Genomic DNA, 24,512 nt, shown 5'->3' with positions numbered 1-24,512 from the left:
GCTCACCCCGGCAGCGCGACGTCCGGTCCGGCCAGCACCAGCAGGATGGCGCACACCGCCGCGACGGCCATGCTGAGCGCGAACGGCAGCCGGCTCGTGGTCCGTCGCACGGCGACCACACCCGCCGAGACCGCGAGCGCCACCGCCACGATCCCGCCCACCCAGGCCGCGACGCTCGGCGGTCCGGGCGGGCCGAGCACCACGACGGCGACGGCCGCGACGAGCACGACCGGGGCCAGCACGCTCGCTCGTGTCCGGCCGAGCCGGTGCGGCAGCCCGCGGATGCCGGTGGCCCGGTCGTCCTCGAGGTCGGGCAGCGTGTTCGCGACGTGCGCGCCCACCCCCAGGAGCGCGGTCGCGGCCATGGCCCAGGGGGCTGCGACCCGGTCGCCGGGAGCCGCGAGCACCACGAACAGCGGCAGCAGCCCGAACGAGACCGCGTAGGGGGCCCAGGACCACACGGTCGACTTGAGCCACGCGTTGTACGACCACGCGCTCGCGACGGCCACGAGGTGCACCAGCCCGGCCACGAGCCCGGTCGCGAGCGACAGCACGACGCACAGGGTCGCCGCGACGAGTGCCGCGGCGTGCACCTGCCGCGTCGAGACGAGGCCGGCGACGACGGGCTTGTCGGTGCGCTGCACCGCGACGTCGCGGCGGGCGTCGAGCCAGTCGTTGGACCAGCCCACCGAGAGCTGACCGGTGAGGACCGCGGCGACCACGAGCGCCGTCGTCGTCGGGCCCGAGCCCACTCCTGCGGCGAAGAAGCCGGCCAGGGCGGTGACCACGACCGTGGGCCCCGCGTGGCTCGCGAGCGCGAGCCCCCGCACCGTCGTCAGGGTCGTCTCCCTCGTCGTCCTCGTCACCGCACCGCCGTCCCTGCCGTCGCTGCCGTCCCCGCCGTCGTGGGGATCCTCGCCCGTCCGACGCTAGCAACGCGCGGCCCGCGCGTCGCCGTGACACGATGCGGGAATGTCGCGGTTGCTCGCGGTCGGTCCGGCTCTGCCGGGCGTCGCACACCCTCAGAGCGAGATCACGGACACGATCGGGCCCCTGCTGACCCCGTCGCCCTCCAAGCGCGCCGTCCTGCGGCGGCTGCACGAGGCGAGCGGCGTGCGGACCCGCCACACGGCCCTTGCTCTCGACGAGTACGCGGGGCTCACGTCGTTCGGGGTCGCGAACGACCACTTCATCCGCGTCGGCACGGACCTCGCCGAAGAGGCGTGCCGCACCGCGCTCGACGCCGCCGGGCTGGCCCCGGAGGAGGTCGACTTCCTGCTCTTCACCTCGGTGACCGGGATCGCGGCGCCCTCGATCGACGCACAGCTCGTGACGCGCCTGGGTCTGCGGACCGACGTCAAGCGGCTGCCGTCGTTCGGGCTGGGCTGCGTCGCGGGGGCCGCGGGGATCGCCCGCGTGCACGACTACCTCGCCGGGCACCCGCAGGACGTCGCCCTGCTGGTGTCGGTCGAGCTGTGCTCGCTCACGCTCCAGCACGGCGACGACTCCATGGCGAACCTGGTCTCGACCGGGTTGTTCGGCGACGGCGCGGCGGCCGTGGTCATGGTCGGCGACGCGCACCGGGCGGGCTTCCCGCCCGTGGACGGCCAGTCCGGGGACCCCCGGCCCGGGCTGCCCGACGGCGCCGCCCAGGGTGTCGAGGTCCTCGACACCCGCGGCCGCCTGTACCCCGAGACGGCCGACCACCTCGGCTGGACGATCCGCGACAGCGGCTTCGGGATCGTGCTGTCCGCGGGCCTTCCCGAGGTCATCGCGGCACACCTCGCGGGGGACGTGAAGTCGCTGCTCGCCGAGCACGACCTCGCGACCGAGGACGTCGGGACGTGGGTCGTGCACGCGGGCGGGCCGCGCATCCTCGACGTCGTGCGCGACTCGCTGGGTCTCGACGAGGCGGACCTGCGTCTCAGTCGGGAGTCGCTCGCCGCCGTCGGGAACCTGTCGTCGTCGTCGGTGCTGCACGTGCTCGCTGCGACGCTCGCGGCACGCGAGGCGTACCCCGGGCGGCGCCTCGCGGCGCCGCGCACGACCGACGGCCGGCACGGCGTCCTCATGGCGTTCGGGCCAGGGGTGAGCGCCGAGCTCGTGCTGCTCCGCCTGCCCGCGTCGCCGCTGGAGGGCTGATGCTCGTCTTCTTCTACGTCGTGGTCGGGGCGACCGCGCTCGAACGGCTCGCCGAGCTCGTCGTCTCGGCGCGCAACGCGCGGTGGTCGTTCGCACGTGGCGGCATCGAGACCGGGCGCGGCCACTTCCCCGCGATGGTCGCCCTGCACACGGGCCTGCTCGTCGCGTGCGTGGTCGAGGTCAACGTCGCGGACAGGCCGTTCATCCCCTGGGTCGGGTGGCCCGCGTTCGTGCTCGTGGTCGCGAGCCAGGCACTGCGCTGGTGGTGCATCACCTCGCTCGGGCCGCGGTGGAACACGCGCGTGATCGTGGTCCCCGGGCTGCCGTGGGTCGACCGCGGCCCCTACCGATGGATCGCGCAGCACCCCGGGCAGCGCTGGTTCCGCCACCCCAACTACGTGGCGGTGGTCGTCGAGGGGTTCGCGCTGCCGCTCGTCCACTCGTGCTGGACGACCGCGCTCGTCTTCACGGTGCTCAACGCCGTGCTGCTGCTGCGGTTCCGGCTCCCGGCCGAGGAGCGCGCGCTCGACGCGCTCCCGCGCACGTGACCGACACCGACGTGCTGGTCGTCGGCGGCGGGCCGGTCGGGCTGGCCGCCGCGATCGAGGCGCGGCTCGCGGGGTACGACGTCGTCGTGGTCGAACCGCGCACAGGCCCTGTGGACAAGGCGTGCGGCGAGGGCCTCATGCCCGGCGCGCTGCGGGCGCTCCAGGCCCTCGACGTCGACCCCGACGGTCACGTCCTGCGCGGCATCAGCTACCGCGACGCGCACCGGCACGCCGACCACCTCTTCACGGCCGGGCAGGGCCGGGGCGTGCGGCGGACCACGTTGCACGCCGCGCTCGCGGAGCGCGCGGCCTCGCTCGGAACCACGACCGTGACCGGCCGGGTCGAGAACATCGACGAGACCGCGGACCGGGTGTCGGCCGCCGGGATCAGCGCGCGCTGGCTGCTCGGCTGCGACGGGCTGCACTCGACCGTGCGCCGCCTCGCGGGTCTGGAGGTCGGGGCCGACGCGCCGGCGCACGAGTCGCTCCTGGCGCGGAGCCGCCACGGCGGCGAGGGCCACGACGGGGCGGACCGCCCCGGGGACGAGGCGGCGCCGCACGCCGCGCGCATCCCCAGCGAGCTCGGTGGCACCGCCCCTCCCGTTCGCCCCGGCCCGGACCCGCGGCGCCGCTTCGGCCTGCGCCGCCACTTCCGCGTGCCCGCGTGGACGGACCTGGTCGAGGTCCACTGGGGCGACCACGTCGAGGCGTACGTGACGCCCGTGGCGCGCGACGTCGTCGGGATCGCGATGCTCGGCCCCACCGGGACGCACTTCGACGAGGCCCTCGCGGGCTTCGCCGGGCTGGCCGAGCGCCTGGGGGACGCCGAGCCGTTGGGCCCGGTCCGCGGTGCCGGCCCCCTCCGCCAACGTTCCCGACGGCGCAGCACGGGCCGGGTGCGCCTCGTCGGGGACGCGTCGGGGTACGTGGACGCCCTGACGGGCGAGGGGCTGCGCGTGGGTCTCGCGCAGGCGAGCGCCGCCGTCGGGCACCTGGACGACCCGGGCGCGTACGAGCGCGACTGGGCGCGCGTCACGCGCGACTACCGGGTGCTGACCTCGGGGCTCGTCGCGTGGGCGACCTCACCCGCGCGCCGGGCGATCGTGCCGCTCGCGGCGCACGTGCCCTGGCTCTACGGGAAGGTCGTGGAACGGCTCGCGCGCTGATCGTGTCCGCGTCGGAGCAGGTCGGAGAAGTCTCCCCCACCCCGTATCCGCGGACCGTCGCCAGGGGCTACGATCAGCGACGGCGACGCGAGCCCCTGCCCGCGTCGCCACCTCAGCGAGACAACGCCCCTGACCGGCCGTCGGTCAGGGGCGTTTGCGACGGCCGTGCTCTACCCGCAAGAACCGAGGATCGCGATGCCGCACCGCCGATGGAAAGAACAACGCCTGTGTCCGCAGTGCCAGGAGGTGGTGCTGGTCGAGATGCGCTTCGTCGCAATGCCCTCCGCCCCGGGCGAGGACGTCACGATGGAAGCAGTCGGCACCGACGACGCGGGTCACGAGTTCCACTGACCCCGTCGCGGCGACGGGTCAAGAAGTGGCCCCGAGCCTGCCCCCTCCGTGCTCACCCCGTGCCGGGTGGTCGGGGGCCGCTTCCTTGAGCTCGACGAAGACGGCGTGAGTCGCTGTCGTCCCGGTGTTCTCCCCGACGTGCACCTGTTCGGGGAGCCAGCGCGTCTCCCCCGCCTCCAGCACGACGTCCATGACCCGATCACCCGACGAGATACGCCGCTCGAAGCCGCTCAGCGTGTACATGACGCTGTCGGGGTGATGGTGCGGGTGCGTCCGCGTACCTGGCTGGTCCTCGTACTCCAGCACCCGGATGCGGTCGTTCTCGAAGACCACGCGATAGTGGTCGGGATCCGTGACCGTCGGGTCGTCCGGCTCCTGCCGTCCCTGTCCCATGCTCGCCTCGGAACGTCGTGGCCCGTCGTCGTCGACCGGCGCGTCCCTCGAGCATCCCACCATCTGACCTGCACGCACCTCGGGTGCACCCCCGCCCGCCCGTCGGCGAGCCCCGTGCCGGGGCCGGGCCTAGGAGATGCCGCGGTCCCGCGCCCAGCGCAGGATGTCGGCCCGGTTCGAGACGCCGACCTTGCGGTAGATGCTGCGCAGCTGGGACTTGACCGTGTTCCTCGTGACGAACAGGATCGCCGCGAGCTGCTCCAGCGTCATGTCCTCCGTGAGGTGCGTGAGCACCACCAGCTCACGGCGGGACAGCACGACCTCCTCCTGCACCTCGTCAGGAGGTGGGGACTTCGGGGACGTTCGCTCCGTGATGGACATGGTTCCTCCGTCAGTGGCCGCCGCACGTCGCCCACTCTTGTGATCCGGTCTCTTCCGGCTCCTGTAGATGAGACCGGATGGAAACGGATCCATGACGCGAGTTCGTGACATGTTGTCGCCCGGCAGGCTCTCGACCCTGCCGCCCGGCGGCTCTCGACCCGACGGGATCAGCCGGCGCCCTCGTCGGGCAGGCCCGCGTCGTGGCCGAGGATCGCGGCCTGCGTCCGGTTCGTCACCCCGAGCTTGACCATGGCGTGGGTCAGGTGGGTCTTGACCGTCGGCTCGGCCATGTAGAGCGCCCGCGCGATCTCGGCGTTCGACAGGCCCGTGGCAAGGAGACCGACGACGGCCCGCTCCCGCTCGCTCAGCTCCCCCACCCTGGCCCGCGCCTCCGCCTGCCGCGTGGTCATGGCCGGGCCGAGCGAGTCCAGCAGCCTGCGGGTCACGGCCGGCGACAGCATCGCGTCCCCCTCCGCCGCGGCCCGGATCCCGCGCTGCACCTCGCTCACCGTGCTGTCCTTGAGGAGATAGCCTGCGGCACCGGCCCGCAGCGCGGGCACGACGTACTCGTCGTACTGGAAGTTCGTGAGGATGACGACCGCGACCTCCGGCGCCACGCGGCGGATCTCCTGCGTGGCCTCGATGCCGTTCATGACGGGCATCTGCATGTCCATGAGGACGACGTCGGGGCGGCGCGCGATCACCGCCTCGACCCCCAGGCGGCCGTTCGCGGCCGTCCCGACGACGTCGAGGTCGTCGGCTGCGTCGACGAGGGCGGCCATCCCCTCGCGGAAGAGGCTCTCGTCGTCGACGACCACGACCCGGGTCATGCGGGCCCCCACGGCAGCACGGCCTCGACCCGGAAGCCGCCGTCGGACGTCGGTCCGATCGTGGAGCTCCCACCGACGAGCTGGACCCTCTCGCGGATGCCCTGGAGCCCGTGACCACCCGTGGGCAGCTCGATCTCGGGGATCGCCGTCGGACCGTTGCGGACCTCGACCCGCAACGAGTCCGCCTCTTCGCGGACCGCCACGGAGGTCTCGGCGCCGGGCGCGTGCCGCACCGCGTTCGTCAGCGCCTCGCGCACGATGCGCACGGCCGTGCGCTCGGTGACGCCCGGGGGCTCTCCCGGGTCGACGTCGGCGTCCACCTCGACCGGTTGACCCACGGCTCGCGCCTCCGCCACCAGCACGGCGACGTCCCGGAACGACGGCTGCTCGAGCCCCGCGGGGCTCCCGTCCCGGCTGAGCAGGTGCAGCACGCCCCGCATCTCCTCGAGCGCCTCGCGCGCGGTGTCCCGGATACGGTCCACGTCGTCGCGGACCTGCGGGTCGTCGACCTTGGTCTCCAGGAGGTTGGTCTGCAGCACGACGTAGCTGATCCGGTGGGCGACGACGTCGTGCATCTCGCGGGCGAGCCGTTCGCGCTCGGTCGTGCGCACCTGGGTCGCCACGTGCTCCGCGGCCTCGATGCCCCGGTCCCGGATCGCGGCCTCCGCGACCCGCTCCGCACGTCGGCTCCGACCCGCGAGCCACGGCCCGAGCACGAGCAGGACCAGCACTGTCGCGATCGCGACGTCAGACCTGCCGAACGCGAGCGGCGCAGCGGGCAGGACCAGGATCGCGCCGGTCACCGCCCACGCCGTGCTGCGTCGTGGACCGAGCCGCTCTCCTGCGGCGAACGCCGCGAGAACGAGCGCGGGGATCGGCGAGATCCAGGACAGGAGCGCACAGCCCACGAGAGCCGGTCCGACGAGCGCCGGCCGCAGGAGAAGCGCTGCGCCCAGGAGCTGCGCAACCAGCTCGGCCCACAACGGCGCGCCCTGGACGCCGACCATCGAGCGAGAGACCGCCACGGCGACCCCTGCCAGCGCGGCGAACGACGCGACCGCGACGTCGCGGCGCGTCGTCCAGGCCCGAGCGGGCATCTGCATGCTGCCAGGCTAGCCAGGAACGCCGGGGGACGGCGGTCGAAGCGGGACGACCTTGCCCAGAGGCAGGTACGCGCGCAGGGCGCCCCCTCCGTGTCGGAGGGAGCGCCCTGCGGTCGTGTCATGCGGTCGGACAGCGAGCGCTCATCGGTCCGTGCTGGTCGCCGTCTTGCGACGCCCTGCGAGGACGAGCCCCGTGCCGGTCAGGACGATGAACGCTCCTGCGACGGCGAGCAGGCCGGTGTTCACGCCGGTCGTGGCGAGGTTCGCAGCCTCGGTCCGCTGGGTTGCGGCGGCTACCGGGACGGTGTCCGTCAGACCCAGGTTCGTCGGGTCGGACGAGGCGACGGTCCGGACGGTCCCGTCGGTCCCGACGAAGACGGGGTCCACCGCGTCGATGACGACGGGTGCCGTCGGGTCCTCGGGCACGACCGGGTTCTCAGGATCCGTGGGGTCCTCGGGCACGACCGGGGTCGTCGGGTCCTCGGGCACGACCGGGGTCTCAGGATCCGTGGGGTCCTCCGGGGTGACGGGCGCCTCGGGCTCGTCGGCCAGGCTGATGCCGACCCAGTCCCACGCGGTCGAGGGGCGGTCGAGCTCGCCGAGGCCGATCAGCCAGTGCGGGAACGTCGCCGGCATCCACTGGCCGTTCTCGTCCGTGGTCCCGTGGTTGTTGTGGTCGTTGCCCGTGTAGAAGTGCGGGCTGCCCTGCTCGGTGCCCTGCGCCGAGCCCCAGAGCTGGAACTGCGGGAGGGTCGCGACGTCGAGGCCCGCGGGGACGCGGACGAACACGCGCTGCCCCGGCGTCACGGACGAGACCGGGTCGCCGTTGGCGTCGACCAGGGTCACGCCGGCGGGCACTGCCGAGCCGTCGGCGGTGCGCAGCTCGACGTGGACGTCACCCGTCCCGCCGACGAGCGAGGCCGTGAAGCCGTAGTCGGTCGAGCCGTCGGTGTTCCGGACGTACCCGTGCGAGACGAACCCCGGCTGCGGCATGACGACGTTCGCGGTGAGCCCCTGCTCGATGAGCCAGGCCGCGGTCTGCAGCGTGGCCATGCGGTCGCTCTGGCTGTTCTGGTCCCAGTTGCGCGTCCAGTCCTGCTGGAAGGTCTCGTCGGGGTTCTCGGGGACCTCCTGCGCGGTGAACTGGTCGAGCGCCTTCTGGCTCAGGGTCACGTGCCCGGCGGCGTCGACGTCGAAGAACAGGCCCATGACGTCGTGGCCCGTCGAGAAGTACCAGACCGCGAACTGCGTGGCCTCGTACGCGGTGTAGTCGGCACGGCGCGCGTTCTCGGACGCGACGTACTCCTCGGCCTGGGCCTGCGTCCACCAGCCGTTGTCGATGTACGACTGGTACTGCTCGATCGTGACGGGGTTCTGCACGACACCCGCCCGTGCGAAGAGCGCCTGGGCGTCGATCCCCCGGGCCGCCTCGTCGGAGCCGCCCTTGTAGCCGTTGACGAGCACGGTCTGCTGGGCGGAGGTGTTCTCCCAGTGGATGCCCTCGGCGTCCGGGGTCACGGTCTCGTCGCCGGACCACACGTGGTACCAGTAGTTGGCGATGTCGCGGTCGTAGACCATGTGGACCGTGCCGTCGTCGTCCTTGAGCGTGTGGTGCAGGATGTGCAGCTGCGGGGTGCCGCTCCAGCCCTGCCAGTCACGTCCCGAGGTCTTGTCCCCGAGCTCCATGAAGTACCAGTAGTCGCACCCGAAGCCGTCCTCGCCGCCGTCCTCCCAGTGCGGGTGGTAGTCGGCGTCGGGGTAGACGGGCGTCGACTGCAGCGCGCCGAACGCGGAGGTGGCGGCCAGCGGGGTGGCGGTCGGCCCGGCCGCGGACGACGCGTCCGTCGCCTGCTCGACGACGCCCACGTCCGGCGCGGTCTCGTCCCCGGGGTCCGCCGCGGGTGTCTCGGCGACGGGTTCGTCCTCCTCGACGGGCGCCTCGGGCGCCGCCTCGGCGGGAGCGGCCTCGTCGGCCGGCACGGCGGGGGCTGCGGGGACCTCGGCGGCCGGGGCGACGACCGGGTCGACCGGCGTCGTGCTCTGCGGGGCGGGCACCTCGGCAGCGGGTACGTCCGCGACGGGCGCGGCCTGCTCGGCGGGTGCCTCGGGGTCGGTCGTCGTGGGGGCGCCGGCCTCGGGGACGTCGGTCCCCTCGGCGGCGAACGCTGCGGCTCCACCACCCAGCACGAGCGCGGCGGAGACAGCAGTGGTGGTGACGGTGCGAAGGACCTTCATGATCGTCGAGCTCCTACGTGAGGGGTGTGTGCGCTGGTCGCGCCCTGACCCCTCTACGTTCTCGTCCGGCAGGGGGTCGCCGACTCACCCCTTCGGATCGACCGCCCTCGTCCGAACGTCTCGACCTTCGCCCGCTCGTGCCCGACGGCTCCGTCACGCCGTCGGGTGTCTCACGCCGTCGGGCTCACGCCGTCGCCGCCCCCCCCCCCCCCCCCCCGCCCTCGCGCGCCCGCCACCAGGCAGCCCGCGCAGGCCAGCGCGACCACGACGAGGAGCACCGTGTACCCGGCGAGCGCCGTCGCCCCGGCCAGGACCACGGGCAGCAGGAAGCCCACGTAGGACAGGCTGTAGTAGACGCCCGTGAGACCCGCGAGGTCGGTGGGCGTCGCGACGGCCTGCACCTCGATCAGGCCGGCCACCACGCAGATCCCGTACGCGGCGCCGAGGGTGACCGCTGCGAGCCCGCCGAGCACGGGCGACAGGACGGTCGCGTTGGTCGCGGCCAGCGCCATCCCGAGCAGCATCAGGCCCATCCCGACGACGAGCGCCCGTCCGCCCGTGACCCGGTCGATCGCCGCGACGAACGACTGGACCACCGCGCCCGTACCCAGCGTGAGGACCGTGAGCAGGGTCGCGTAGGCCAGCGACAGGTCGCCGGTCTGCTCGGTCACGAGCTGCGGCATGACGGCGTAGGCGATCCCGGCGGCCCCGAAGATCCAGGGGGCGGCAGGCACGACGACACGCACGAACCGGCGGTGCGAGGCGGCGGGGACCCGGAGGTCGGCGAGGAGCGACGTCGTCGACCGGTGTCCCCCGATCGTCTCGGTGGCGGTCGCCAGCAGGACGAGCGCGACCACGCTGAGGGCGACGTGGACCACGTAGGGCGTGATCGTCGGCCACGGACCCCACTGGGCGAGCACGCCCGAGACCCCGGCGCCGATCCCGAACCCGAGGGTCAGGGACAGCGACGGGCGGCGAGCCCCGGCCGTCGGGTCGGTCCCCAGGTCGAACGGCGCGCTCGACAGCTCCTTGACCCAGCTCGTGCCGACCGACATCGCGACACCCACGCTCAGTCCGGCGAGCAGACGCCCCAGGCAGATGACGACCTCGCTGCCGAAGCCCAGGGCCAGCAGGGCGCTGGCCCCGATCCCGCCCAGGACGCCGACGACGGCGAGCGGCTTGCGCCCGTACCTGTCGGACAGCGGTCCGGCCACGAGCAGTCCCGGCACGAGACCGAGGACGTACATCCCGAGGAAAAGGTCGACCATGACGACGGAGTAGTTCCCGAGGTCCTGGTACATGTGCAGGAGCGGCGTGAAGTGGTTCCCACCCCACGCCATGACGACGAGGGCCGGGGCGACACGCAGCCAGCCGGGGAACGAGCGGTGGCGGTTCATGATCTTTCTCGGGGACGAGGACGGTGGGACGGCAGCCCGTCGACGGGCATGGCACGGCCACGACAGGCGGCCGAGCGGAGGGCGAGGTGATGGTGACCAGGCGGGCGACGCGCCCGTCAGCCGTAGTTGCCTCGCTGGACGTGCGCGCGCAGCGCGGCCTCGTAGGCCTGTGCGTCCCCGGCACGCGCCAGCGTGGCGAGCACGCGGTGGTCGGCGAGGAGTCGCGTGGGCGAGGTCGCGTCGCGTCGGACGGCGCGGTGGGTCAGGAGCTCGAGGCGCGGGCCGAGCTGCGCGAAGAGGTCTTCGATCACGTCGTTGTCCCCGGCACGGATGACCCGGGAGTGGAACGCGAAGTCCGCCTGAGAGAAGGCGAGCAGGTCGCCGTCGTGCTCGGCGACCACCTGCTGGGCGACGAGGTCGTCGAGGTCGTGCGCGACGTCGTCGGGCAGGGGGTTCCCGTCGAGGGCGCGGATCGCGGACGACTCGAGCATGATCCTGACCGCGAGGAGGTCCGCGACCTCCTTGTCCGCGACCGTGGCGACGACCGCTCCCCGCTTGGGGAACAGCGTGAGCAGGCGGCACGTCTGGAGCTGGAGGAACGCCTCGCGGACGGGGGTGCGACTGATGCCGAGCTCGTCGGCGACCTCCCCCTCGGTGATGAGCGCCCCGGGGGCCGTCTCGCCCGTGATGATCGAGGCGGACACCGCGGCGAAGGCGCGCTCGACGGCGCTGGGGGCCTGGTCGTCGGACTTCCTGCGAGGCGACATCTTGCGACCATAGCATCTTAGATGCAAGGGGGCAGCCGGCTACGTTCCGGTCACGGTCTGGCGCGCCCGCTCGCCCGTCCCAGGGAGCACGCATAGCCTCGTTCGACCAGCCGACCGACCGGATGGAGCATTTCGTGCAGAAGACCCAGACCGACCCCGACGAGTACCTGACGACCCTTCCCGAACGGTTCCGCGACGACGCCCTGCGCCTCGACGCCGCGATCTCGGAGGTGATGTCGGGCCGCTCCCGGGTCCTGTGGGAGGGCGTCTTCTGGGGCGGGACCGACCAGCGGATCGTCGGGTACGGCGACCTGCTCCAGCCGCGCCCGCGCGGTGGGAGCGTCGAGTGGTTCGTCGTCGGCCTCGCCGTCCAGCAGAACTACCTCAGCGTGTACGTCAACGCCGTCGAGGACGACCAGTACGTCGCGCAGAAGTACGCGCACACGCTGGGGCGCGCCAAGATCGGCAGCTCGAGCGTGGGCTTCAAGTCGCTCGCCGACATCGACCTCGACGCTCTGCTGCACCTCGTGCGGATCGCACGGGAGCAGACGGCGTAGCGCGCCCCGCAGTACCGCGCAGGGCTACCGCTCGGCGGCCGGCGCGTGCATCTCGACGCTGATCTGGCTCGCGTCGAGCACCTTGAGCGTCTCGTCCATGGCCCCCGAGCTGTAGGTGCCGTGGTCGCGCACGTGCAGCAGCTCCTCGCGCTGGGCCGCGAGCACCGCGAGCCGCAGCTCGCGGTACTGCCGGTGCTGCTCGTCGGCCTCGGTCGCCTCGCGGTCCACGAGGTCGTCGTGCGCGATCTCCTGGCGTACGCGCTCGATCGTCTCGGGCGCGTAGGGCGTCCCGTCGGGGCGCGCGAGGCCGGGCGCGTCGATCGCCTCGGAAGCGACGCGCGAGAGCTCGCCGAGGAGCGCGAGCCGCTCGTCGTTCTCGGTCGACGTGTCGACCGTCAGGTCGAGGCGCCGCACGACCCACGGCAGCGTGCCGCCCTGGACCAGGAGCGTCCCGGCCGCGACGAAGAACGCGATGAGGACGAGCAGCGCCCGGTGCGGGGTGTCGGCCGGGAGGGACTGCGCCGCCGCGAGCGTCACGACGCCGCGCATCCCGGCCCACACGAGCAGCACGCCCTCGCGGCGCCCGAGCGGCTCGGCCGCCAGGTAGTCGATGTCGGCGATGCGGCGCGTGAGGAACGTCTGGACGCGGGCCATGCGCGTCTGGACGCGCGGGTCGTCGAGCGAGGGCGCCTCCCCCGGACCTGTGCTCCGCCCGGCGCCGCCGCGCGCCCCGGCGAGCCCGCCCGGGCCGCCCAGGCCGGGGATGCGCGCGCTCGTCCGGTCCGCGCCCGGGCCGCCTGCCGCGGCGACCTCCGGACCGCCTGCCGTGTCACCTCGCGGCGCACGGCGACGCCGTCTCCCTCGACCCGGCCCGCGGTCCTCGACCGTCGGCAGCTCGCCGCGGTCGAGCTTGTCGGTCACGGCCGAGAGCTTCTCGCGCACCTCGGGGTTGCGCCGGTTGGAGCGCTTCATGAGCCACAGCAGGACCGCGACGAACACCGAGCGCAGCGCGACGACCACGACCGCGGCCAGGAGCGCGAGCCCCGCGGCCGTCCACAGGCTGCCGTGCTCCTCGCGGACCTCCTCGACGAGGCCGAACACCTCGAGCCCCATGAGCAGGAAGACTCCACCCTCCAGGAGGAGCTCGACGGTCCGCCAGTTCGCCTTCTCGGCGATGCGGTCCTGCGGGCTCAGGTGCTTGGGCGCGCCGAGGCCCGTGACGATCCCGGCGACGACGACGGCGACGAGCCCCGAGGCCCCCAGGTGCTCCGAGGGCAGGAACGCGATGAAGGGGACGACGAAAGAGATCGCGGTGTTCGACGTGGCCTCGCGCACGCGTGAGCGCAGCCACAGGTTGGCCTTGCCGACGAGGAAGCCGATGACGACCGCGACCGCGACCGCGTAGACGAAGTCGCCCGCGACCTGCCCGACCGAGACCGTCGCGGCCGTGGCCGCGATGGCCGAGCGCAGCAGCACCAGGGCGGAGGCGTCGTTGAGCAGGCTCTCGCCCTCGAGCACGGTCACGACGCGCGGCGAGACGCCTGCCTTCTTGACGATCGAGGTCGCGACCGCGTCGGTCGGGCTGATGATCGCGCCGAGCGCGATGCCCGTCGCGAGCCCGATCCCCGGGACGAGCAGGTGGAACAGGAAGCCGAGCACCACGGCGCTGATGACGACGAGCACCACCGACAGTCCGCTGATCGCCTTGAGGTCTCGCCGGAAGTCCATCGCGGGCATGCTCACGGACGCCGAGTAGAGCAGCGGGGGCAGGACTCCCGCGAGGATCCACTCGGGGTCGACCTCGACGGCCGAGACCGCGGGCAGGAACGACACCGCGACGCCCAGGAGCACGAGGACGAGCGGGGCGGCGACCCCCAGGCGGGGCGCGAGCGCGGTCACGCCGACGACCGCCAGGACGCCGGCGATCAGGTAGGGGGCGAACTCCATGGGCTTCTCGTCTCGCTCGGGGAATTACTTCCTATCAGACGAAGCACCTGCGCCCCGCACCGCTACGCGTCGCGCGGAACCCACTCTGCCGCCTGGCCGCGCGCGGCGTGCAGCATCGCGACGGCCTCGTCCTGGTTGACGCGCGCGAGCGCGAGCGCGCTGAGCTGGAGCGAGAGCAGCAGGCGCGCGCGCTGCTCGACGACGTCGTCCGCGAGCGCCGGGTCCGCGGCGCGCAGCGCCCCGACGAGGGCGTCGGTCAGCTCGGCCCGGTAGGCGTCGACCGCGGCGCGCAGTGCCTCGTCGTGCCCCGCGGCGCCGGTCGCACATCCCACGAGCAGGCAGCCGAGCCGCGGGGAGTCGGAGGGAAGCTGCCCGACGGCGGAGGCGAGCCGGTCGAAGTACGTCACCACCGCGCGTCCGGCCTCGGGCGAGCCGGCGCTCCCCTGGCCCGGGGCGTCCTGGCCTGCGGCGACGAGCGGGCGCAGCCGAGGTCGGATCACGGTGTCGAGGTAGTCGTCGACGGCGGCGTCGAACAGCCCGCGCTTGGAGCCGAACGCGTGGTAGAGGCTCGAGCGGTTGAGCCCGGTGGCGCGCTCGAGGTCCGGGAGGGATGCTCCGTCCAGGCCCTGGTCCCAGAACACGTCCCTGGCCGCCTGGACCACCGTGGTGGTGTCGAACGACTGCGACCTGCCCATGTGGACCGCCTCACCTTCCGCTTCTCGAATTGCACCGACCGGTACACAACTGTACCGTCGATTAGTAGACCGATCAGTTCAGAACACCGTTCCCGCCGGCAGCGGCAGGCGCGAGAGCCCGCCCCTCACCCAGGAGGACACCCCATGACCGCGACAGCACTGGTCTTCGCAGGCCTCGCCGCGCTGATCCACGTCTACATCTTCGTGCTCGAGTCCGTGTCCTGGACCTCACCGCGGACCCGCGCCACGTTCGGGACCGCCGAGCAGGAGGCCCGCGACACCAAGGAGCTCGCGTTCAACCAGGGCTTCTACAACCTGTTCCTCGCGGCCATCACCGCGATCGGCATCGTGCTGGTCACGAGCGGTCACACCGACGTCGGCGCGGCGCTCGTCCTGAGCGCGACCGGCTCGATGGTCCTCGCCGGGCTCGTGCTGATCGTCTCCTCGCCCGCCAAGGCCCGCGCGGCACTCGTCCAGCTCGTCCCACCCGCGATCGCGATCCTGCTGCTCGTGATCGCCCTGGTGTCCTGACCGCCACCAGCCCCGCACACCGACCACCCGCCGCCCGAGCCACCACTCCCGCCGCACCGGCCCCACCGGCTGTTGCGACGCCGTCGGGCGTGCTCCCCCAGAACCGCAACCGAAGGACCCTCATGACCTCCACGCAGATCCAGCTCGTCGCCCGCCCCACCGGCTGGCCCACGCACGACGACTTCCGCACCGTCCAGGTCGAGCTCCCCGAGCTCGCCCCCGGCCAGGTGCGCGTCCGGAACGAGTTCGTGTCCGTCGACCCGTACATGCGCGGGCGCATGAACGACGTGAAGTCCTACACGCCGCCCTTCGCGCTCGGCGAGACCATGACCGGCGGCGCCGTCGGACGCGTCGAGGCCTCGACGGCCGAGGGCATCGCGGTCGGCGACGTCGTGCTGCACCAGCTCGGGTGGCGCGACGTGGCCCAGGGCGACGCGGCCGCGTTCCGCGTGGTCCCCGAGATCCCGGGCGTGCCGCTGTCCGCCTACCTGGGGATCCTGGGCATGACCGGGCTCACCGCGTACGTCGGGCTGCTCGAGATCGCGGGCCTGCGCGAGGGCGACACCGTGTTCGTCTCCGGCGCGGCCGGGGCCGTGGGCACCGCCGCGGGCCAGATCGCGCGGCTCAAGGGCGCGGGCCGCGTCGTCGGGTCCGCCGGGACGCCCGAGAAGGTCGCGCTCCTGACCGAGCGCTACGGCTACGATGCGGCGTTCAGCTACAAGGAGGGGCCGGTCGCCGACCAGCTCGCCGCGGCCGCACCCGACGGGATCGACCTGTACTTCGACAACGTCGGCGGCGACCACCTCGAAGCAGCACTGGGCGCGTTCAACGACTTCGGGCGCGCGGCGCTGTGCGGAGCGATCTCGCAGTACAACACGACCGAGCCCACACCCGGCCCCCGCAACATGGGCAACATGGTGACGCGCAGCCTCATGCTCCGCGGCTTCACGATCGGCCACCACCTCGAGCACTTCCCCGCGTTCTCGCGCGACATGGGCGCGTGGCTCCAGGCCGGCGACGTCGTTTTCGACGAGACCGTGGTCGACGGGATCGAGAACTCGGTCGACGCGTTCCTCGACCTCATGCGCGGCGCGAACACGGGCAAGATGGTCGTGCGCGTCTGACGGCTCGCCTCCCCCCAGCACAGCCCGGGGCCGCGCCTAGAACGCCACCGAGTGCGTCCTGAGCGCGGCCTCGTCGCGCGCCCCGACCGGACGCGTGACCCCGCGCTGGTCGAGGATCGGTCGCACGCCCTCGGCGAACCAGTGCGCCTCCTCGAGGTGCGGGTACCCCGAGAGCACGAACTCGTCGAAGCCCGCATCGTGGTACTCCTGCACGAGATCGGCGACCTCCTCGTGGCTGCCCACGAGGGACGTCCCGGCCCCGCCGCGCACGAGCCCCACGCCCGACCACAGGCCCGGGTGCACCTCGAGCGACCGGGAGCGGCCGTCGAAGCGGTCGCCGTTGAGCGCGGCCATGCGCCGCTGGCCCGTCGAGGACGACGAACGGAACTGGGCCTGCGCGGCCGCGACCTGCTCGGGCGACCACGCGTCGAGGAACTTCTCGGTGACGCCCCACGCCTCGGCGGACGAGTCCCGGCTGATGGTGTGCAGCCGGATGCCGAACCGCAGGGTCCGCCCCCGTTCGGCAGCGAGCTCCCGCACCCGGTCGATCTTCGCCTTGGCCTGGGCAGGCGGCTCACCCCACGTGAGGTAGACGTCGGCGTGCTCGGCCGCGACGGGCAGCGCGGCGTCCGAGGAGCCGCCGAAGTAGATGGGTGGTGCCGGGTCCGGCGGCACAGGGACCCGGCCGTCGCGGATCCGGTAGTGCCGCCCGTCGAGGTCGAGCGGCTCGCCCGAGAACAGCCCGCGCACGACCGCCAGGAACTCGGCCGTGCGCGCGTAGCGCTCGTCGTGCTCGAGCCAGTCGCCGAACCTGCGCTGCTCGCTCTCGTCCCCGCCCGTCACGACGTTGAGGCGCACACGCCCGCCCGAGAACCGCTGGAGCGTCGCCGCCATCTGCGCGGCGAGCGTCGGCGACACCAGGCCCGGGCGGAACGCGACGAGGAAGTGCAGCCGCTGCGTCTCGCGCAGCAACGCCGCGGTCGTCAGCCACGCGTCCTCGCACCACGTGCCGGTCGGGGTCAGGACGGCCTCGAAGCCCAGACGGTCGGCCGCGCGGGCGACGTCGGTGAGGTAGTCGAGCGTCGGGGCGCGGAAGGCCTGCGCCGTCCCGGGAGTCGTCGCCGCGTGCGACGACCCGACGACGGTGCGCCCGTCCCCCGACGTCGGCAGGAACCAGTGGATCGCCGCGGTCATGTCTCCTCCGTCCGGCGCGGACCCTCCTGCGGCCGGTCCTCGGGGGCCCGGTGGGCCGGTCGGTCGAAGAGGTCGCGGGTCACGCGCGTCGGCGAACCGTAGGCCGGGGCACCGGGCCGGTCAAGCAGTTCGCGGAACCTCTCGCGGGCTGGGACGGGGTGTGCGCTCGCCCAGGAACGCGAACGCCACGATCGCGAGACCCACGTAGAGCGGCACGAGCAGCAGGACGTCGGGGCTCGCGAGCTCGACCTCGACGCCCGTCCCGCCCACCGACAGCACGACCCGGTTGACCGTGAGGAAGGCCAGGTGAGCGCCGACGCACGTCCACACGCTCGCCGTCGGGTCCGCCTCGCGCGCGTAGGCGAGCATGAGTCCGAAGACCGCGAGCAGCATGAAGTACGAGACCGGGTCCTCCCCCGCCGGTACGACGCCCCACGGGAACGGCTCGACATCCAGCAGGCGCGTGAGCCCGGCACCCACCACGACGGACGTCGAGGCGGCGGCCAGGAACAAGGCCGTCGTGACCACGATCGCGACCCAGCGCGCATACCGGGACCGGAGCGTCGTGAGCACGTAGCCACGCAGCGAGACCTCCTCGGGCACCGCCTCGTAGAGCAAGGCGATCGACGTGTTGGTCACGAGGAAGAGCAGCAGGTCTCCCCGGTCGACCGCTCCCCAGGTCAGCCACCCCGCGACGGTGGCCCCACCCAGGACCACGACGGCAGCGGCGACGACGACGGCGAACCCGAGGCCGGCTGTCCGGACCGCTGTGAGCGGTCCGACCAACCCGATGCCACGCAGCGACCGGCGGTCGAACCGACGCCGGAGGAACAGGATCGCCGGGACGACCAGCGACGTCACGAGCAGCGCGGGGACGAGTCGGGCGAGGAACCCGTCGAGCCCCCAGTGCTCCGCCGCCGCGATGCCGAGCGCGACCGAGGCGCCGAGCCCGACGCCCATGACGGCCGCGCCGAGCACGGCGCGGGCGAGCGTGTGCGGGAGGGGTGGTGCGACGGACACGGACGAGGTTGCGTGCGAGGAATCGGTCGAGCCGAGGGCCGAGCTGGGCGTGGAGGGAACCGCGTCGTCGGGGGCCATCGGCCCATCCTGCCGTCGGGCCGGTGCGCCACGCCAGGCCTGGCCTGGCCTGGGCTGGGCTGGGCGGTCCGGCCCCCGTCGACCTCCCCCGCAGGAGGGAGACAGGGTCCGTCGCGTGCCGGTGCCGTGCCGGGCGCCGGACCCGCAACAATCGTCGACATGGTCACCGCCGCCCGGGCCCCCGCGCCCATCACCTCGCCGCCACCCGTCTCCGACGGCGCACCCGACCGGTCGCGAACGACCGGAGCCGCCGCGACCGAGCGCGAGGACTGGCGCCCCTGGATCTTCCCCGGCGTGCTCGCGCTGCTCGTCGGGCTGTTCACGCTCGTGACCCCGATCCAGCTGCCCTATGACGGCAGGCTCTGGACCAACATGATCGCGAACCCCACGCTCGTCCTGCCCGTCGTCGCGCTCGGCAGCTTCAGTGCCGTGGTGGGAGTGCTCGTCGCGCGCCGCTCCGCCCTGCTGGCCTGCGTGCTCGCCGGCTGGCCCTTCCTCCTCCTCCCCCTGATCGGCACGTTCGTCTGGGCCTGGTGGCTCGCCCTTCTGGCCGTAGCGGTCGTCGCGGCGCACGACGCGTGGCATCGCACGCTGCTCCCGTTCGCACTGGCCACCGGTGTCGTCGCGATCTACTGCGCCTCGGACATCCCCGCCTTGCTGCCGATCGGCCCCGTGACCTCCGGCCGTGAGAGCGACGTGACGTTCGTGCTCTACGTCGTCATGTCGTTCGCTGCGGTGGCTACCAGTGCCGCTGTCGGGGCGGGGCAGCGCGCACGCCTGCGCACGGCCGCCGCCGCCCTCGTCTCCGACCAGGCCCTCGCGGTCGAGACCGTCGCCGTCGAGAGGGCCCGGATCGCGCACGACCTGCACGACGTCGTCGCGCACCACATCTCGCTCGTCGCCGTCCGTGCGGAGTCGGCACCGTACGTGCACCCGTCGATGGATGCCGAGGCCAGGGTCGTGCTCGCGGACATCGCCGACGACGCGCGGCACGCGCTGGGCGAGCTGCGTCAGGTGCTCGCGGTGCTGCAGCGCACCGAGGGCGCCGACCGGGCGCCGCAGCCCGGGGCCGGTGACGTCGTGGCGCTCGTGGACGCGGCCCGCTCGGCCGGGCAGCAGGTGACGGTCGTGGCGGGCGTGCCCGACCTTCCGTCGGCCCAGGGGCTCGTGCTCTACCGCGCGGTCCAGGAGTCGTTGACGAACGCGCGTCGCCACGCCCCGGGGCAGCCGGTGACGCTCGCCCTCGGGACGGGAGCGACGCCGTCGGGCACGGTCGTGACCGCGCGCCTCTCCAACCCCCTGGTCCCCCGCACCTCCCCCGCAGCCCCCGGCCGCGGGCTGCTCGGGATGCGCGAACGCGTCGAGTCGATCGGCGGCTCGCTCACGGCGGGCGAGGAGGACGGCTCGTTCGTCGTCGACCTCTCGCTCCCGGTCGGCGAGCCGGAACCGGCCACGGCACCGGAGCGCACGGAGACCTACCGGTACGGCTCCACGGGCGACGACCTGGCCGCCCCGCTTCCCGACGCCGTGGACGGGACCGACGCGTGACCCGCGTCGTGGTCGCGGACGACCAGCCCGTGGTCCGGTACGGATTCGCCGCGATCCTCGACGCGGCCGAGGACATCGAGGTCGTCGGCTCGGCGGGCGACGGGGCCGAGCTGCTCGACGTCGTCGCGACCCACCGGCCCGACGTCGCGGTCGTCGACGTGCGCATGCCCGTCATGGACGGGATCGCCGCGACGGGCGCGATCTGCGCGCGCCACCCCGGCACGAGCGTCCTGATCCTCACGACGTTCGACCTCGACGAGTACGTGTTCGACGCGCTCCAGGCCGGGGCCTCGGGCTTCCTGCTCAAGGACACCCCGGCCCCTCGCCTGGTCGAGGGCGTGCGTCTCGTCGCGGACGGGTCGATGCTGCTGGGGCCCACCGTGACGCGCCGCCTGGTCGGCGACTTCGCGCAGCGCACGACCAGGGCCGCGCCCGGGATCGAGAACCTCACGGGACGCGAGCGCGAGGTGCTGCTCACGGTCGCCCGGGGGCTGTCCAACGCCGAGATCGGGGCCGAGCTGTTCATCACCGAGCAGACCGTGAAGTCCCACGTGTCCGAGGTGCTGCGCAAGCTCGGGTGCCGCGACCGCGTGCAGCTCGTGATCGCGGCGTACGAGTCGGGGCTGGTCGGGCTGTCGGAGCGCGGGTGACCCCGGGCGGCCGGATCGTCGGCGTCCCGTCCGTCGAGCGTGCACCTCGGGTCGTCCACCGGGCAGGCCTGACGACCCGAACTGCACGCTCGACGCGGCCCGCGCTCTCCACGGGCCCGGTGTGCACTGCACAGGATGCGAAGGGTGTTGCCGAAACCTCCTATCATGAGTCGTGAGTTCCGACTGGTTCGACCTGGCCACCCAGGGCACCGAGAGCGGTGAGCTGGCCCGGTCGATCGACTGGTCCGCCACCTCGCTCGGCTCCCCCGACACCTGGCCCAAGACGCTGCGCGCCGCCGTGCGCCTGTGCTTCAGCACCCGCTTCCCCATCTTCATCGCCTGGGGACCGGACCTCGTGATGCTGTACAACGACGGCTACCGGCCCATGCTCGGGCAGGACAAGCACCCCGGCGCGATGGGCGCCCCCGCAGGCGAGGTGTGGGCCGAGATCTGGGACGAGATCGAGCCCCTGTTCGCCTCGGTCCTGGAGACCGGTGAACCCACGTGGTCCGAGGACCAGACCCTGATCATGAACCGTTCGGGCTTCGACGAGGAGACGGCCTTCACGTTCTCGTACAGCCCGCTGCGTGCCGACGACGGCACCATCCGCGGGGTCATGGACGTCGCGACCGAGACCACGGGCCACGTCGTCGACCGCCGTCGGCTCCAGACCCTCGGCACCCTCACGGCGACCCTCCAGCGCCTCCAGGGCGACGTCGACGAGCTCGCTGCCGCGACCGTCGGGGTGCTCGGGCGCAGCGTCGACGTCACGCGTGCGGACCTCTACCTCGACACGTCGGCCGGGCTCGTGGCCTTCGCGTCGACGCACGAGCGTCACGACGAGTCGGTCCCGTCGCAGATCCTGCGCGAGGTCGCCGACGAGCGACGGCTCGAGCACGTCGGCCCCGCGCTCGTCGCGCCGCTCGCGGCCACCCGCGACCGTGCCGCGGCGGGCGTGATCGTCCTCGAGGGGAACCCGCAGCGCCCCGACGACGAGGACCAGCGCTCGTTCCTCCAGCTCGTCGCGTCCGCGGTCGGCACCGCCCTGAGCAGCACGCTCGCCCAGATCCGTCAGGTCGACGAGCTGCGCAACGTCGCGAACGCCCTCCAGGACGCGATGCTCCCCGACGACCCGACGGCCCCGGGGTGGCACACCCGCTACCGTCCGGCCGACGACAGCCTCCTCATCGGCGGCGACTGGTACGACGTCGTCGACCTGTCCGGAGGGCGCTTCGGCCTGGTCGTGGGCGACTGCGTGGGCAAGGGGCTGCGCGCGGCGGCCGTCATGGGACAGCTCCGCAGCGCGAGCCGCGCCCTGCTCCTGGAGAACCTGGGACCCGCGGCCACGCTCGAGGGCCTCGACCGCTTCGCGCGGACGCTCCCCGGTGCCGAGCTCGCGACCGTCCTGTGCGCGATCGTCGACGAGAACGCCCGCACCCTGACCTACTCGGCCGCGGGCCACCTGCCTCCGCTCGTGGTCAACAAGGCCGAGACGTGCTGGCTCAACGAGGGTCGGGGCACGCCCCTGGCCCTCAGCACCGCACCGCGGCCCGAGGCGACCGCCGCGCTCGACAGCGGCGACGCCGTCGTGCTGTACACCGACGGGCTCGTCGAGCGCCGCGGCGAGCACCTCTCGCAGGGCCTGCGCCGCCTGGCCGACGCGGCCCTCGCGATCCGTGAGGAGCGCCCGGCCTCCGACCTGCCGGACGCGCTGCTCGCCGAGCTCCTCGCCGACGGCGCGCGGGACGACGTCGCCCTGCTGCTCTACGAGGTGCCCTGACCCGCTAGGCGAGCCCCGCGTCGTGCACGCAGATCGCGACCTGCACGCGGTTGTCGGCCCCGAGCTTGTCGAGCACCCGCCCCACGTGGGTCTTGACCGTCGCGATGCTCAGGAAAAGGCTCGCCGCGATGTCCGCGTTGGACAGTCCCGTCCCGATCGCGACCGCGACCTCGAGCTCGCGCTCGGTCAGCCGCGCGAGGCGCACCTGCGCGGCGGCCTCCCGGCCGTCGACGGGCTGACGCGCGACCGCCGTGATGAGCTGCTGCGTGACCGACGGGGACAGCATGGACCGCCCCTGCGCGACGAGCCGGACCGCCGCCACGAGCTCGGCGGGCGGCGTGTCCTTGAGCAGGAAGCCCGCCGCGCCCAGCCGCAGCGCGGTCAGCACCATGTCGTCGGCGTCGAACGTCGTCAGGACGACGACCTTGAGCGTCGGGTCGGCCGCGCGCGCGATCTCCAGGGCCGCAAGCCCGTCGCGGCGGGGCATGCGGATGTCCATGAGGACGACGTCGGGCCGGGTCCGCGCGATCTCCGAGACGGCAGCGATCCCGTCGGAGGCCTCGCCCACGATCTCGATCGCCCGGTCGCCGCCCAGGATGAGGCGCAGCCCCGCGCGGACGAGCGTGTCGTCGTCGACCAGGACGACACGCAGGGGTGTGTCCGTTGGCACGGTCTCGGGGGCGGCAGGAGTCAGCGGGGTCAGGTCCACGGGAGCCACGCTCTCACGACGAAGCGGCCTGCCCCGTCGGGCCCCGCGGTCAGCTCGCCGCCCGTGAGGCGCGCACGCTCCGCGAGCCCCGTCAGCCCCAGGCCCGACGGCGGCGCACCGGACGGGCACGGCCCGTCGCCGTCGTCGGGCACGCGGACCGCGACGAGCGGGTTGGCGACCCGCACCGTGAGCCCCTCCCCCGGGGCGCCGTCGATCTCGACGCGGACCGGCTCGCCCGGCGCGTGCTTGCGGGCGTTCGTGAGGGACTCCTGCAGGATGCGGTACGCGCTCCGGCTCACCTGGTCACCCAGCCCGGCGAGGTGCTCGGCCGTGCCCGGTGCGACCTCGCACGTGACCGGGTCGGAGCCGTCCGGGCCCTGTACCTCGGCCAGCAGGTCGGGCAGGGCGGCGAGCGTCGGCTGCGGGCGCTCGGGGGCCGCGCCCGGGACGTCGGTCTCGCGCAGCACGCCGAGGACCTCGCGCAGCTCGGTCATCGCGAGGTGCGCGTTGTCGCGGATCACGCCCGCGGCCACCGCCGTCTCCTCGGGCGTGAGGTCCGTGCGGTACGCGAGCGCCCCCGAGTGCATCGCGACGAGCGAGATACGGTGCGCCAGGACGTCGTGCATCTCGCGCGCGATCCGGGTGCGCTCGGTCGACCGTGCCTGGTCGACGCGCGCGGCCTGCTCGCGCTCGGCCGTCACGGCCCGCACGCGCCAGGACTCCGCGAGGTCGCGGCGGTTCCCGATCGAGACGCCGATCGCGACGACCAGGCCGTACACGAGCGCCCCGACGACGAGCCACACCCACCACGGCGTGTGCGCCCACTCGGGGATCATCGACCGGAAGAGTGCCTCGTTCCCCAGGCTGGACGCCATGTACACGACCCCGACGCCCGCGATCTCCCGCCACCGCCGACGGGTCGCGAGCGAGATCAGAGCGATCACGACGGCCCCCGCACCGAAGGTCGTGAAGCCGCCGACCACCGCCATGAGGAGAGCCACGGTGAGCGGTGCCGCACGGACCGCCGGGAGGAGGACCAGCGCCACGACGCCGAGGAGGAGGTCGAGCAGGAAGATCGCCGCCCACTGCTCGAAGGTCGCCCCCTGAGGGTCCTCCGCCGTGAGGAGCGCGGAGGCGAGGAAGAGCAGCGCCCCGAACCCGAACGCGGCCGCCAGCCGCCAGGACAGGTCGAAGGCCGAGTAGGGCACGTAGCGGATCGGCGGAGCAGGAGGCATGCGGCGAGACTATGCGCGCGGGCGGGCGGTGCACATCGCCAGTGGGGACGACCCAGGGTCACCCCAAAGGATCAGGCCACCGCCGCACCTGGGGGCTCTTCCGGGACGACGACGGCGGCGCCCCCGGAGCC

General features: G+C 73.5%; 23 protein-coding genes. 9 read left to right on the top strand and 14 right to left on the bottom strand.

Going from position 1 to position 24,512, the window contains the following annotated elements:
* Positions 1 to 2 precede the first annotated feature (2 nt).
* Complete coding sequence (locus H9652_RS03720; RefSeq protein ID WP_318243965.1) at positions 3 to 866, bottom strand: UbiA family prenyltransferase; 864 nt, start codon at positions 864 to 866, stop codon at positions 3 to 5.
* A 106-nt stretch (positions 867 to 972) separates the two neighbouring features.
* Between H9652_RS03720 and H9652_RS03715 the strand changes: the two genes are divergently transcribed.
* The 3 genes from H9652_RS03715 to H9652_RS03710 are packed head-to-tail and all read left to right on the top strand — an operon-like array spanning position 973 to position 3,856.
* Complete coding sequence (locus tag H9652_RS03715) at positions 973 to 2,142, top strand: type III polyketide synthase (RefSeq protein WP_191794860.1); 1,170 nt, start codon at positions 973 to 975, stop codon at positions 2,140 to 2,142.
* Complete coding sequence (locus H9652_RS19590) at positions 2,142 to 2,690, top strand: isoprenylcysteine carboxyl methyltransferase family protein (protein ID WP_225227667.1); 549 nt, start codon at positions 2,142 to 2,144, stop codon at positions 2,688 to 2,690. The genes H9652_RS03715 and H9652_RS19590 overlap by 1 nt, the downstream gene beginning before the upstream one ends.
* Positions 2,687 to 3,856, top strand: coding sequence for an NAD(P)/FAD-dependent oxidoreductase (locus tag H9652_RS03710; RefSeq protein WP_318243964.1), 1,170 nt, complete (start codon positions 2,687 to 2,689; stop codon positions 3,854 to 3,856). Before H9652_RS19590 ends, H9652_RS03710 begins: the two co-directional genes overlap by 4 nt.
* Before the next feature lie 369 nt (positions 3,857 to 4,225).
* On the opposite strand, the gene H9652_RS03700 is transcribed toward H9652_RS03710, so the two are convergent.
* The 7 genes from H9652_RS03700 to H9652_RS03670 all read right to left on the bottom strand — a co-directional run bounded on the left by H9652_RS03700 (position 4,226) and on the right by H9652_RS03670 (position 11,313).
* Positions 4,226 to 4,600: a cupin domain-containing protein gene (locus H9652_RS03700; RefSeq protein WP_191794854.1), complete on the bottom strand. Its 375-nt coding sequence runs from the start codon at positions 4,598 to 4,600 to the stop codon at positions 4,226 to 4,228.
* Between the two features lie 129 nt (positions 4,601 to 4,729).
* On the bottom strand, positions 4,730 to 4,981 hold the full coding sequence (locus tag H9652_RS03695; protein ID WP_138827093.1) for a helix-turn-helix domain-containing protein: 252 nt from the start codon (positions 4,979 to 4,981) through the stop codon (positions 4,730 to 4,732).
* A gap of 167 nt (positions 4,982 to 5,148) precedes the next feature.
* Entirely contained in the window at positions 5,149 to 5,811 is a 663-nt protein-coding gene (locus H9652_RS03690) for a response regulator (protein WP_191794852.1), read from the bottom strand.
* A complete protein-coding gene (locus H9652_RS03685; RefSeq protein ID WP_191794850.1) occupies positions 5,808 to 6,914 on the bottom strand; it encodes a sensor histidine kinase in 1,107 nt (368 codons plus the stop codon). Before H9652_RS03685 ends, H9652_RS03690 begins: the two co-directional genes overlap by 4 nt.
* Positions 6,915 to 7,055: 141 nt before the next feature.
* Complete coding sequence (locus tag H9652_RS19585; protein WP_225227666.1) at positions 7,056 to 9,149, bottom strand: hypothetical protein; 2,094 nt, start codon at positions 9,147 to 9,149, stop codon at positions 7,056 to 7,058.
* Between the two features lie 170 nt (positions 9,150 to 9,319).
* Positions 9,320 to 10,546 carry an MFS transporter gene (locus H9652_RS03675; protein ID WP_191794848.1) on the bottom strand — a complete coding sequence of 409 codons (1,227 nt, stop codon included), beginning with the start codon at positions 10,544 to 10,546 and terminating at the stop codon, positions 9,320 to 9,322.
* Between the two features lie 116 nt (positions 10,547 to 10,662).
* The gene (locus H9652_RS03670; RefSeq protein WP_191794846.1) at positions 10,663 to 11,313 is read right to left on the bottom strand and encodes a GntR family transcriptional regulator; all 651 of its coding nucleotides are present in this window, start codon (positions 11,311 to 11,313) and stop codon (positions 10,663 to 10,665) included.
* Between the two features lie 134 nt (positions 11,314 to 11,447).
* Here H9652_RS03670 and H9652_RS03665 point away from each other — a divergent pair, with 134 nt between their 5' ends.
* A complete protein-coding gene (locus tag H9652_RS03665; RefSeq protein WP_191794844.1) occupies positions 11,448 to 11,870 on the top strand; it encodes a hypothetical protein in 423 nt (140 codons plus the stop codon).
* Between the two features lie 24 nt (positions 11,871 to 11,894).
* On the opposite strand, the gene H9652_RS03660 is transcribed toward H9652_RS03665, so the two are convergent.
* Both H9652_RS03660 and H9652_RS03655 read right to left on the bottom strand, forming a co-directional pair.
* Complete coding sequence (locus H9652_RS03660) at positions 11,895 to 13,817, bottom strand: cation:proton antiporter (RefSeq protein WP_191794842.1); 1,923 nt, start codon at positions 13,815 to 13,817, stop codon at positions 11,895 to 11,897.
* Between the two features lie 62 nt (positions 13,818 to 13,879).
* The gene (locus H9652_RS03655; RefSeq protein ID WP_191794840.1) at positions 13,880 to 14,512 is read right to left on the bottom strand and encodes a TetR/AcrR family transcriptional regulator; all 633 of its coding nucleotides are present in this window, start codon (positions 14,510 to 14,512) and stop codon (positions 13,880 to 13,882) included.
* 144 nt (positions 14,513 to 14,656) lie between these two features.
* On the opposite strand from H9652_RS03655, the gene H9652_RS03650 reads away from it, so the two are divergent.
* On the top strand, positions 14,657 to 15,043 hold the full coding sequence (locus tag H9652_RS03650) for a DUF1304 domain-containing protein (protein ID WP_191794838.1): 387 nt from the start codon (positions 14,657 to 14,659) through the stop codon (positions 15,041 to 15,043).
* A gap of 122 nt (positions 15,044 to 15,165) precedes the next feature.
* Complete coding sequence (locus tag H9652_RS03645) at positions 15,166 to 16,167, top strand: NADP-dependent oxidoreductase (RefSeq protein ID WP_191794836.1); 1,002 nt, start codon at positions 15,166 to 15,168, stop codon at positions 16,165 to 16,167.
* A 36-nt stretch (positions 16,168 to 16,203) separates the two neighbouring features.
* Here the strand turns inward: H9652_RS03645 and H9652_RS03640 are convergent, their stop codons facing one another.
* A complete protein-coding gene (locus H9652_RS03640) occupies positions 16,204 to 17,361 on the bottom strand; it encodes an LLM class flavin-dependent oxidoreductase (protein ID WP_191794834.1) in 1,158 nt (385 codons plus the stop codon).
* Positions 17,362 to 17,481: 120 nt separating this feature from the next.
* Positions 17,482 to 18,459, bottom strand: a complete 978-nt coding sequence (locus tag H9652_RS03635) for a CPBP family intramembrane glutamic endopeptidase (protein WP_191794831.1) — start codon at positions 18,457 to 18,459, stop codon at positions 17,482 to 17,484.
* Positions 18,460 to 18,618: 159 nt separating this feature from the next.
* On the opposite strand from H9652_RS03635, the gene H9652_RS20170 reads away from it, so the two are divergent.
* The 3 genes from H9652_RS20170 to H9652_RS03620 all read left to right on the top strand — a co-directional run bounded on the left by H9652_RS20170 (position 18,619) and on the right by H9652_RS03620 (position 22,437).
* The gene (locus tag H9652_RS20170; protein WP_191794829.1) at positions 18,619 to 20,007 is read left to right on the top strand and encodes a sensor histidine kinase; all 1,389 of its coding nucleotides are present in this window, start codon (positions 18,619 to 18,621) and stop codon (positions 20,005 to 20,007) included.
* On the top strand, positions 20,004 to 20,657 hold the full coding sequence (locus H9652_RS03625; RefSeq protein WP_191794827.1) for a response regulator: 654 nt from the start codon (positions 20,004 to 20,006) through the stop codon (positions 20,655 to 20,657). The genes H9652_RS20170 and H9652_RS03625 overlap by 4 nt, the downstream gene beginning before the upstream one ends.
* A gap of 172 nt (positions 20,658 to 20,829) precedes the next feature.
* The gene (locus H9652_RS03620) at positions 20,830 to 22,437 is read left to right on the top strand and encodes a SpoIIE family protein phosphatase (RefSeq protein WP_191794825.1); all 1,608 of its coding nucleotides are present in this window, start codon (positions 20,830 to 20,832) and stop codon (positions 22,435 to 22,437) included.
* Positions 22,438 to 22,441: 4 nt separating this feature from the next.
* Here H9652_RS03620 and H9652_RS03615 read toward each other — a convergent pair whose 3' ends face one another.
* The gene (locus tag H9652_RS03615; protein ID WP_225227691.1) at positions 22,442 to 23,140 is read right to left on the bottom strand and encodes a response regulator; all 699 of its coding nucleotides are present in this window, start codon (positions 23,138 to 23,140) and stop codon (positions 22,442 to 22,444) included.
* Positions 23,137 to 24,381: a sensor histidine kinase gene (locus H9652_RS03610; protein WP_191794822.1), complete on the bottom strand. Its 1,245-nt coding sequence runs from the start codon at positions 24,379 to 24,381 to the stop codon at positions 23,137 to 23,139. Before H9652_RS03610 ends, H9652_RS03615 begins: the two co-directional genes overlap by 4 nt.
* Positions 24,382 to 24,512 lie beyond the last annotated feature (131 nt).

Origin of the sequence: Oerskovia rustica, assembly GCF_014836555.1 — a bacterium.
Taxonomy (GTDB): Bacteria; Actinomycetota; Actinomycetes; order Actinomycetales; family Cellulomonadaceae; genus Oerskovia; species Oerskovia rustica.
Note: the sequence above shows the minus strand (reverse complement) of the source record. Positions and strands in the feature narration are given on the sequence as shown.